Annotated in this window: 10 protein-coding genes; 5 read left to right on the top strand and 5 right to left on the bottom strand. The window is 32.4% G+C overall.

Annotated elements, in window-relative coordinates:
- The 3 genes from B2U95_RS13995 to secDF form a co-directional block, all read left to right on the top strand.
- Positions 1-999: acyltransferase family protein (locus tag B2U95_RS13995; protein WP_296317225.1), on the top strand; the 999-nt coding region annotated here is incomplete at its 5' end.
- A 69-nt stretch (positions 1000-1068) separates the two neighbouring features.
- Positions 1069-1698, top strand: coding sequence for a hypothetical protein (locus B2U95_RS13990; protein WP_296317223.1), 630 nt, complete (start codon positions 1069-1071; stop codon positions 1696-1698).
- 150 nt (positions 1699-1848) lie between these two features.
- Entirely contained in the window at positions 1849-4905 is a 3057-nt protein-coding gene (gene secDF, locus B2U95_RS13985; protein WP_296317221.1) for a protein translocase subunit SecDF, read from the top strand.
- Between the two features lie 488 nt (positions 4906-5393).
- On the opposite strand, the gene B2U95_RS13980 is transcribed toward secDF, so the two are convergent.
- From B2U95_RS13980 to folE, 5 genes are all read right to left on the bottom strand, one after another.
- Complete coding sequence (locus tag B2U95_RS13980; RefSeq protein WP_296317219.1) at positions 5394-5894, bottom strand: DUF192 domain-containing protein; 501 nt, start codon at positions 5892-5894, stop codon at positions 5394-5396.
- Entirely contained in the window at positions 5894-6718 is an 825-nt protein-coding gene (gene lgt / locus B2U95_RS13975; protein WP_296317217.1) for a prolipoprotein diacylglyceryl transferase, read from the bottom strand. Before lgt ends, B2U95_RS13980 begins: the two co-directional genes overlap by 1 nt.
- A gap of 187 nt (positions 6719-6905) precedes the next feature.
- Complete coding sequence (gene yidD, locus B2U95_RS13970; protein ID WP_296317215.1) at positions 6906-7142, bottom strand: membrane protein insertion efficiency factor YidD; 237 nt, start codon at positions 7140-7142, stop codon at positions 6906-6908.
- Between the two features lie 2 nt (positions 7143-7144).
- Positions 7145-8629: a cysteine--tRNA ligase gene (cysS, locus tag B2U95_RS13965; RefSeq protein ID WP_296317212.1), complete on the bottom strand. Its 1485-nt coding sequence runs from the start codon at positions 8627-8629 to the stop codon at positions 7145-7147.
- A gap of 57 nt (positions 8630-8686) precedes the next feature.
- Entirely contained in the window at positions 8687-9364 is a 678-nt protein-coding gene (gene folE, locus B2U95_RS13960; RefSeq protein ID WP_296317211.1) for a GTP cyclohydrolase I FolE, read from the bottom strand.
- A 193-nt stretch (positions 9365-9557) separates the two neighbouring features.
- Here folE and B2U95_RS13955 point away from each other — a divergent pair, with 193 nt between their 5' ends.
- Complete coding sequence (locus B2U95_RS13955) at positions 9558-10019, top strand: hypothetical protein (RefSeq protein ID WP_296317210.1); 462 nt, start codon at positions 9558-9560, stop codon at positions 10017-10019.
- Positions 10020-10041: 22 nt separating this feature from the next.
- Positions 10042-11756, top strand: a 1715-nt coding sequence (locus B2U95_RS13950; protein ID WP_296317209.1) for a PKD domain-containing protein, incomplete at its 3' end; no start/stop codon positions are given.

Below are 11756 nucleotides of genomic sequence, written 5' to 3'. Positions count from 1 at the left end.
TTAAGTGGATCAACCTTAAACTTTTCATTTATTTCAGGTTTTTTGTTTTACTTAGTGTTGTACAAAAGATATAATTACGCTAGTTTCTTTAAAGCAAGGGTTGATCGGTTTTTAAAGCCCTACTTGTTTTTATCTATATTACCAATACTTATTTGCTTAATTACGACTCCTATGTATTGGGGTAATTCTAATTTGGTAGAAGCGAATATTTTTAATGGCTTGTCATTGTACTTAATTTCAATATTTAAATATTTAATTTCTGGCGCACATATTACGGCTTATTGGTATATTCCTTTTGTGATGATTATGGCTGTAATGTCACCGTTACATGTCAAGTTTATTAAGTTAAACTTTAAACAGCAACTTATAATATTTAGTGTTCTTTTAATTGTTGCATCTTTTGTGCAGCGACCTTATACGCGCACATTTATATTTCAGGCTATACAATCAGTGATATATTTTACACCGCTATATTTAATGGGTATGATGTGTGCCATTCATAAAGACAAGATTTATAAATTATTAAGAGGTAAAGATATTTACTTGTTTATAATTGTGATGTTATTTGTTCTTTTTCAAACGAATAGAGGGGATGTTGGTCTTTATAAGAATGAGTTTTTGACCTATAGTGGCATAGACACCTTAGTCTTTAAAATGGTTTTTGTGTGTTTATTTTTTATGACATGGTTACATCGATTTGAACACGTTAGAAGCAGTTTTATCAATAGTTTGGCTAATACAAGTTTTGCCATTTATTTTTTGCACGTCTATGTTTTAAAATTATTATTAACCCTGAAAATCTATTTCAGTTTAAGTTTCGAAAGTTATTCATTGCTGGCTTATTTAATCATAATTATTCTTTCAGTTGCTTTAAGTATGCTAGCAGCTATAGGTCTTAATAAGCTTCTTCCTAATTATTCATTTATGCTAATTGGCTATGGTAAAAAGCCTGCTAAAGCATCTAAAGAGCTCAAACTTGCTAAAAACAGTTTTTTATAAAATTTAGTTTTAAGCGATACAATACATAGAGGTATAGATAAACCTTTATTTTTTTTCTATATTTGGCGCATGAAAATTAAGCTGCAATTTGGGGTTTTAGTTGTCCTCTTAGTGTTTTTAGGAACGTGCTTAGAGCAAACGACTGTGCCCAATCAGCAAATTGTTATACAGTTCTCTGATGCTAATATTTCTTCAGAAGATGCAGAAAATACTATTGAGATTGTTAAAAAGCAATTGCAGAGTATTGGTGTTACAAATATTCAAATTGGGCAACACGAAAGCGGAAAACTTAAAATTACTTACTATAGTAGGGCTGATGTAGAGCGCATTCAAACCATACTTTCAAAAGAAGACAGTTTCAAGTTCGCACACCAATCTAGCTCTAGTACATCTAAAGATTTACCAGATAATAGAAACGTAAAAAACTATGAGTTAGATATATCCGAAATTCATAATAATAATAATAGTCATATTAACTGGGGTTTTGAAGGGATTCAAATCGTAGAGCTTAACCAAAAGAGTGATCGCAATGACAACCCAAAGGTTAACACATCTGGATATCAACTAAATACTGAACATCGCAATACCATAGTAAACGTTGCGATTAAAGAGAATAGCACTGTTGCAATAGCACTAGCAAAGATATCTTACAAAATCCCAGAAGTCAGAGCAGGACCAGCTTTTAATGGGATTGTGTAATCTGAAATAATTTCCACTTCATCAAAAATAGCTTTTGTCATTCAATCAAAAAGTTAAAAAAAATCATTTATATCATTAAAAATAATTGTCATTTTATAGCGTAAACTTTATATTTGCGCCCATAAAATTGGACACTAAATAACATTAAAAATGCAAAACAAAGGAATAATTAAGCTTTTTGCAATTCTATTTGGATTGGTAAGTATTTATCAATTATCATTTACTTTTAAAGCAAATCAAATAGAAAGTGAAGCAGAAGCTTATGCTGTAAGCCAATACCCTGACACAGAAGCAGACTATCAAGAGAAAAGAGGTATAGCGGAGATCAATTATTTAGATTCTTTAAAAACATCTAAAATTAAAGTTGGTGATAATTTTGAGCCAATTAGTGTATACAATTTAGGCGTATCAGATTATACTTATGCTGAGGTTGAAGAAAATGCAATGAATCTTGGGCTTGATTTAAAAGGTGGTATTAATGTAACACTACAAATTTCAGTAAAAGACATATTAAAAGGATTATCAAGTTATAGTAAAGACCCAATCTTTAATAAAGCTTTAAATGATGCTGAAGAGCTTCAGAAAGATGCGCAAGAATCTTACTTAGAATCTTTTTTCAGAGCTTTTGATGCTATTAAAGGTGATACAAGATTAGCATCCCCAGATATTTTTGCTAATCGCGAAATGATTGGCACAATAGACATGGATATGTCAGATGATGCCGTTAAGGGTATTATTGAAACTAAAGTAGACGAGTCAATCGTTTCTGCATTCGAAGTATTACGTAAGCGTATTGATAAATTTGGTGTAACATCACCAAACATTCAACGTTTAGGAAACTCTGGACGTATCTTATTAGAATTACCAGGCGCTAAAGATATTGAGCGTGTAAAAGACTTAGTAACCACAACAGCACAGTTAGAGTTTTGGGAAACCTACAAAACAGAAGAAGTAGCACCTTATATATTACAAATTAATCAATCTTTAATTGAAGCTGCGCAAGCAAAAGAAACTCCCGAAGAAGGAGACGAAGTTGATGATGTTGTTTCAGAAGAACAAAGTGAAACAAATTCTATTGATGAGTTAACAGGTCAGATAGAATCTGATTCTACAAATGTTGCTGAGCAGAATCCATTAGGTATTCAAGGATTTGGTAATGGAGGACCAGTAGTTGGTATTTTCTTAGTAAAGGATAAGGAAAAAGTAATGGCTGAAATAAACACGCCAAAGAACAGAGCTTCATTACCAGCAGAAATGCGTTACTTAAGATTTGTTTGGGGTATTCAAGAAAAAGACTCTGAGTTTGTAGAGCTTTATGCCATAAAAACAAATAGAGAAGGACAACCAGAATTAAGTGGTTCTGTAATTACAGATGCAAGACAAGAATATGACCAAATAAGTAGACCTGCAGTAAGCATGCAAATGAATGCTAAAGGAGCTAAGATTTGGGAAGAAATGACCAAAGTTGCTAATGCTACAAATGGAAATATTGCTATTGTATTAGATAATCTTGTGTATTCTGCGCCTGGTGTTACACAAGCTGGTGGAATTTCTGGTGGTAATTCTCAAATTTCAGGTTCGTTTTCTTTAGCAGAAGCTGTCGATTTAGCTAACGTTTTAAGAGCTGGTAAATTACCTGCTTCTGCTGAGATTGTACAAGCAGATGAAGTTGGTCCTTCATTAGGACAAGAAGCTATTGATAGTGGAATGAAATCATTCTTAATAGCCTTAACGTTTGTTTTATTATGGATGATATTTTACTATGGTAAATCTGGAATTTTTGCAGATATCGCTCTACTATTAAATATCCTATTAATATTTGGAGTATTAGCGAGTTTAGGTGCTGTATTAACATTACCTGGTATTGCTGGTATCGTATTAACCATTGGTATTTCGGTTGATGCAAACGTACTTATTTTTGAACGTATACGAGAAGAATTAGCTAAGGGTAAATCGCAAAAAGACTCTATTAAAGATGGTTTCTCTAATGCATTATCTTCAATCTTAGATGCAAATATTACAACCGGTTTAACTGCATTAATTTTATTCTTATTTGGTACAGGTCCAATTAAAGGATTTGCGACAACGTTAATCATAGGTATTTTAACATCACTATTTACGGCGATATTCATTACACGTTTATTAATTGATTGGTATTCTAACAGAGGTGGGAAATTAGATTTCTCTACGAGTATGACTAAAGGGTTATTTAAAAATGTAAATATTAACTTCCTGAAGAAGCGTAAGGTTGCTTATGTGATTTCTGGAGTATTAATTTTAGCGAGTTTAGGATCTTTATTTACAACAGGTTTAGATGAAGGTATCGACTTTGTTGGAGGTAGAACGTATCAAGTTCGTTTTGAGCAAGAAGTAAGTATTGAAGAAGTTAAAGGTGATCTTAATGCGGTCTTTAATAGTGCTGAAGTTAAAACTATCGGTGCACCAAATCAGTTAAAGATTTCTACGAAATATATGGTTGAAGAAAATTCAACTGAAGCTGATGAAGAGGTGCAGTCTAAGTTGTTTGAAGCATTACAGAAGTATCTTCCTGCTGGAATGACATATGCGGATTTTTTAGAAGGATCTGGTAATGCTAAAATTGGTAAGATGTCTTCTAGTAAAGTAAGTCCTACAATTGCAGATGATATTAAGAAGTCTTCTATATGGGCTGTTTTAGGATCTTTAGTAGTTGTATTTTTATATATCTTAATTAGATTTAAGAAATGGCAATTTTCACTTGGTGCTGTAGCAGCAGTATTCCATGATGTATTAATTGTATTAGGGATCTTCTCAATAACATGGAAGTATATGCCATTTAGTATGGAGATTGACCAAGCATTTATCGCAGCAATCTTAACGGTAATTGGATATTCCTTAAATGATACGGTTGTTGTATTTGACAGAATTAGAGAATTCTTAAACGAACACACAAGTTGGGAATTTGATAAGACGATTAACCAATCTTTAAATAGTACGTTAAGTAGAACATTAAATACGTCGGTAACTACTTTAGTGGTGTTATTGGCTATGTTTACTTTTGGTGCAGACTCACTTAGAGGTTTACTATTTGCTTTAATCGTAGGTGTATTAGTAGGTACATACTCATCGTTGTTTATTGCAACACCAGTAATGTATGATACGGCTAAAAAAGGTGATGCAGCAGAATCATTAAAGAAAAAAGTAAAAGAAGACGAAGAGGAAGCTTAAGTCTTTAATATAATTATTATTCTGAATTTTTATTTCAGAATCTAAAATGCCTTTCTTTTAAGAAAGGCATTTTTTGTTTTGAATCAATTTTTAATCTGTTCTTATTAGATATACATTCTCAAATCCACCATCTTAAAGTCCAAGATGACCAGTTTTGCCTGCTCTGTAAAGTCTGATTATTTAGACTTTACGACCATTCATATTTTTCCAAACACTATCAGTTTTTGTGGCTGGTTTAAATGAATTAATCCAAATTTTATTTGAACCATTTATAAGTCCCTTATTTTCTAAACCAATATGTAAGTTTCCTAAAATTCTTAGCGTATCATTATTAAATTTTATTGGATTGTTTTCTAGGCTAGATATTTCAGTAAGTTCAAACTTTTACAATAGTTTGACATTTCCATATTCAAAACTTTTAGAGTCACATAAAAAGACAATAATAATTTGTAAACGCACATGTTTTGACAATAACTAAGTTTAGTTGTCTACTTCAAAACATCAAAATCAATATGATCACCAATTTCAAGTTGCCACTCATCAGAAAATCCTCCATTTATTTCTAACACATACTTTGCTGGTGCATCAGATGGGAGCGCTGTTTCATCAAAAGGTTGAGCGTTTTTTTGAAAGCTAATAATAGTCTTATTTTTATCTATATAAATGATGTCTAAAGGAATCTTAGTATTCTTCATATAGAAACTTCGCATTTGTACATCAGGAAATATAAATAACATCCCTCGATTTGCTTCAAGTTTAGTTCTATACATTAATCCGGTTTGAGTTTCGTATTCGTTATCTGCAATCTCTATATCTAATGTTTTAACAATAGAATCTGTTACTGCTTTATTTATAGTTAAAACACCTTCTTTTTTAAAACTAAGAACAATTTTATCTTCAGACTTTAAGGGTTTGTCTTCTTTACAGCTAATAACTGATAAAAGGACTGTGGTAACTAAGGCATATTTTAATAAAGCTTTTAATTGCATTAAACCGATTTTGTTTTTGGTTTATAAAGAAACATAAAGTAAAGTCCTATTAATATAAACGGTATACTTAATAGTTGGCCTGTATTTAAGAGCCAATCCGCACGTTCTGGATTTTGTACTACTTTTATATATTCCACAAAGAATCTAACGGTCCACAGTAAAACTAAGAACATGCCAAATAAGAAACCTTGTTGCTCAGACTTTTTAGTTCTCCAATAGCAATAGAATAAAATTAAGAATACAAAAATATAGCCAAATGCTTCATAAAGTTGACCTGGGTGTCTAGGCTGTGTATCACCTAGTTGTCTAAAAATAACACCAAATTTGCTATTGGTATATTCTCCAATCATTTCAGAATTAAGAAAATTTCCGATTCTTACAAATACCGCACCCAGAGCAACTGGTATTACGACTCGATCTAAAATCCAAAGCACAGTTCTATGTAATACTTTTTTATTATAAATATACATTGAGATAATCATTGCTATTGCAGCACCATGACTAGCTAAACCTCTGAAACCTGTAAACTCAAAACCACCTTTAAATTTGAAAGGTAAAAAGATGCTAAAGAAGTCTTCTGTAATTAATTCGGGTTGATAAAATATGACATGCCCTAATCTAGCACCTAGCATAATACCAAGGACAGAGTAAATGAATAAAGAATCTAAGGATTCTTCAGACTCACCTTCATTTTTGTAAATACGCTTAGTAATGTAGAAACCTGAAATAAAGGCAACAATCCACATCATACTGTAAAAATGAAGTTTAAAAAATCCTAAGTCAATATACTTTATAGGATCCCAATCAATTTGTAATAAATACATAGATATTCTATTTATGGTGTAAATATAATATTTTGAGAGGTTTTGAAAATGAGATTAACGTATTATTAATTTTCTTTTGAAGGAAACAGGATCAAAACCTTTATCTCGCACAAGAAGACAGAGCGTTAATAAAATGTATGGAGTACATTTTTAGTGAATGGGAGAACTTGCGCGTAAAGGCAAATTTTTAGTTGTCATCCTTTTTTGGGACAGCATCAAAACCTTTACCTCCCCAAGGATGACAACTAAAAATCCGTTTTATAGCGAACCAACCTCCTTTAAAAAAACCATGAACCTCTAAAGCTTCTTTAGCATAATGAGAGCACGTTGGCTGATACCTACAAGTTGCTGGAGTTATAGGTGATATAAAAGTTTGATAAATTTTAATTAGAAGTAAAAATGGATATGTTAATATTTTTTTCACGATTAGTTAGTCGTAAAAGTAGTGCCATCTTTACCGTCTTGTAATTGAATCCCAGCGGCTATTAATTCATCTCTAATCTTATCAGATAAAGCAAAATCTTTATTAAGTCGTGCTTCTTTTCTTAAATTAATTAGAATGTCTACAGCTCCAGATAATTTATCTATGCCAGTGTTTTCTTTTGCAGTATCAACTAAACCTAATACATCAAAAGTAAATGCTTCAATAGTTTCTTTTAATAGCTCTAAGTCGTGTTGCGATAGTGTAGCACTTCCGTCTTTTATCTGATTTATAAACTTTGCAGCATCAAAAAGTACAGCGATTAAAATAGGAGTATTAAAATCATCGTTCATAGCATCATAACATTTCTGTTTCCAATCAGAAACATGAAATGACGATGTCGCAGCACTCGGCTTTAGTTTATCTATTAAACCAATGGCATCCATTAATCTGTTAAACCCTTTTTCAGCGGCTTTTAAACCATCATCAGTCAAATCTAACACACTCTTGTAAGAAGCTTGCATCATAAAAAACCTAATAACACTTGGGTTATAAGCTTTAGACATAATGTCATTATCACCAGATAATAATTCAGCCGGATTTATATAATTGCCAGAAGATTTACTCATACGAGCTCCATTAAGTTCTAGCATGTTGGCATGCATCCAATATTTAACAGGGTCTTGGCCTTTTGCTGCTTGGTTTTGAGCAATCTCACATTCGTGATGAGGAAATTTTAAATCCATTCCTCCACCATGTATATCAAAATAGTCACCAAGATACTTAGTACTCATCGCTGTACATTCTAAGTGCCAGCCAGGAAAACCATCGCTCCAAGGAGATGGCCAACGCATAATATGTGTAGGTTCTGCTTTTTTCCAAAGTGCAAAATCCTGAGGGTTTTTTTTATCACTTTGTCCATCTAATGCCCGTGTATTATGTATAAGGTCTTCTAATTTTCGTTTACTTAAAATACCGTAATCGTTAGATTCATTATACTTATGAACATCAAAATATACAGAGCCATTGACGTTATAAGCAAAGCCATTATCTATAATATTCTGAATTAGTTCAATTTGCTCAATAATATGTCCAGTTGCCGTTGGCTCTATGCTTGGCGGTAGGAAATTAAAAGTGTTTAGTACATTATGAAAATCAACCGTATAACGCTGAACAATTTCCATAGGTTCTATGGCTTCTAATCTCGCTTTTTTAGTGATTTTATCTTCACCAACATCATCATCATTTTCTAAATGACCAGCATCCGTAATATTACGCACATAACGAATCTTATAACCTAAATGCTTAAAGTAACGGAAAATCATATCAAAAGACATGAATGTTCTAACGTTACCTAAATGAACATTACTATAAACCGTTGGTCCACAAACATACATACCTATATGTCCATTTGTAATAGGTTCGAAAACTTCCTTTTCACCAGAAAGTGTGTTGTATATTTTTATAGTATGATTGTCGTATAACGGCATGATGCGAATTTGAAAAATTTGTAAACAAAGCTAAACAACTAGTTTCGAGAAAACAAGTTAAAACTGAGTGTCCAATTGTATGTAGTCTAAAAATTCTCTACGTGTTTCTGTTTCTTTAAATTTTCCACCAAACTCAGACGTTACAGTGCTACTTTCTATATCTCTAATTCCTCTAGAATTTACACATAAATGTTTAGCGTCCATAACACAAGCAACATCTTCTGTATTTAATACATCTTGAAGCTCTTTAACTATTTGAATTGTTAAGCGCTCTTGTACTTGAGGTCGTTTTGCAAAATAATCAACAATTCTATTCATTTTAGATAAGCCAACAACAGTGCCATTAGAAATATAAGCAATATGCGCTCGGCCTACTATTGGTAATAAATGATGCTCACATGTAGAATAAACTGTAATGTTTTTTTCTACAAGCATTTCCCCATATTTATACTTATTATCAAATGTTGATGCACTTGGCTTCTTATCCGGGTTTAACCCTCCAAAAATTTCGTTAACAAACATTTTAGCAACACGCTTTGGTGTACCACTTAGGCTATCATCATTAAGGTCCAGCCCTAATGTTTCTAAAATACGTGTTACATCACCTTTAATACTATCAATTTTTTCACTATCAGATAGCTTAAAAGCATCAGCTCTTAAAGGTGTTTTAGAAGAAGATCCAACATGGTCATCTCCTAAGGCATCACTATCATTAAAACCACTATCGATTTTCATTTCCAAAAGAATTATTCGTTTAATAAAAACAGATGGCAAAGATAAACAATAAATACAGTATCCTTAAGGTAGGAGATTTATTATTATAACTGTTATATATTTAAAACCGTTGAACTACTAAATATCGTTGACTAAGTAACATTCATATTCCTAAAATTTTCTTAATTTTCGAGATTGAATAAAACCACAAAAAATGAATCTTAAATTATCAGTTCTAGTACCTTTTTTAATAGTAAGCATTTTGACATTTGGTCAAGAAAATTCAAAAATTCAAATAGATTATCCAACTAATGTTGAAGCACCTTTAAATAAGAAAGAGACCGCAATGATTAAAGAAGTCTTTCAATCAAAATCAAAGGAACTGGTTTTTAATAATGAAACATTTTTAAAAGATATAAAGCACTTACTTAGAAATAGAATTCTTATTTATGAAGAAGTAAATGCTAAAGCGCAGAAGCAAACAAAAATGTTATCTGAAATACCGTTGTTTGACGACCACAATAAAAACCTAAAAAGAGACTCGAAATTTGATATTTCAAATTTTAATCCATTGAAGTACAAATTAGATTTCTTCGCTAACGGAACTTATGTTTATCGCATAGATAGCACAAATTACTTTATTCAGGTTACTTCACAATATAGAACTCAAAACTAATTTTAACTGAAAATTCAGTATAATGAAAAATATTTTACTCCTATTTATCCTCATTTTTACATCTATTTCATTCTCACAAGATATCACTATGCAGAACGGTACATTTAGTCAATGTACAGATGTGTTCTATGATTCAGGAGGTGAATTTGGCTTTTATAGTATTGATGAAAATTTAGTTACAACGATATGTTCTGATGTAGTAGGTGATTTTGTGTCATTAGAATTCACAGAATTTTTTACACAACAAGGTCTGAATGTAGACACAATGAATATTTATGATGGTGATGATATTACTGCACCATTATTAGGCTCTTTCGCAGGTCCTGTTGGTGCTTTTACTGTTAGTGCATCAGAAGCTAATGCATCAGGTTGTTTAACTATAGAGTTTATTTCTAATGGTACTGGAACTGCTGACGGTTGGGCTGCAAACATACAATGCTTTACGCCATGCCAGACTATAATAGCATCTATTGACAGTACAAACCCAGCAGCAGTTGCAGGTACTGTTGAAGTAGATCCAGGTGAGCAAATTATATTTGATGGTAGTGCTACGTTTTCTACTGATGGAACAGGTGCGACTTATACATGGGATTTTGGAAATGGTGATACACTAATAGGTGAGTCGGTTAATTATGCTTACCCTAATCCAGGTACATATATAGTTACTCTTACGGTTACAGATACTAATCCTTTAGGTTGTTCAGCAACTGATAGTTCAATACAAGTAGATGTTTTAGATAATGATTCATGTGCTGGTGCTTTGCCAATTTGCTCTGGCATTAGTAATGTACCTTCACCTACAGGTTCAGGAAATGCTGAAGCAGGTATTGATTATGGTTGTTTAGGAAGTGAACCTAACCCAAGATGGTATTTTCTTCAGACAGGTGATACTGCTGGTAGTTTAAGTTTTACATTAACACAAACAACAGGTCCAGATCAAACAGGTGCAGGAAATGATGTTGATTTTATTATTTGGGGACCTTTTACACAACCAGAATGTGGTGCAGATGATTTAAATGCGACAACTGAAGTAGATTGTAGTTATTCAGGATCTGCAACAGAGCAGATAGATATACCTAATGCACCTGCTAATTCATTTTTCGTTTTACTTGTAACTAATTTTAGTGGGAATGCAGGGTTTATTAATTTAGAACTTAATCCTAGTTCTACTGCTACTACAAATTGTGATATTATTTGTCAAGTAGATTTAGGGGATGATCAAGAATTATGTAATGGTGATAGTTATTTAATTGATCCAGATTTTAGTGGAACTTTTAACACGTTTGAATGGCAATTAGATGGTGTAGAAATACCAGGAGAAACAGGCTCTACATTAACAGCTACTCAGTCAGGTACATACACGCTGATTGCTGATGGTGTTGATGCCATTTTTGGAGACCCTTGTACGTCAGAAGATGAGGTGATTATAGCTATTGCAGATACATTTACACTTAATGATTTAGTTTTAGCTGAGTGCAGTCAAACTGCAACTGCTGATTTTAATTTAGATTTAGAAATTGCTAACATATTAAATCCTTTAGCTGAAGCAGATTATACAGTTACATTCCATAATCTGCAAGTAGATGCTGATAATGGCGCAGCTGCAATTGCAGGAACTAACCCTTATAATGGTGCAGATGGTGAAGTTGTTTTTGTAAGGGCTGAAGCAAACGGAACAAATTGTTTTGCTACAAGTATTATTACATTAGGTATTTCCCCTCAACCCGACATAAACCC

The organism is Winogradskyella sp. UBA3174 (genome assembly GCF_002364335.1).
Classification (GTDB): Bacteria; Bacteroidota; Bacteroidia; order Flavobacteriales; family Flavobacteriaceae; genus Winogradskyella.
This window is presented reverse-complemented; position numbering and strand designations above follow the sequence as displayed.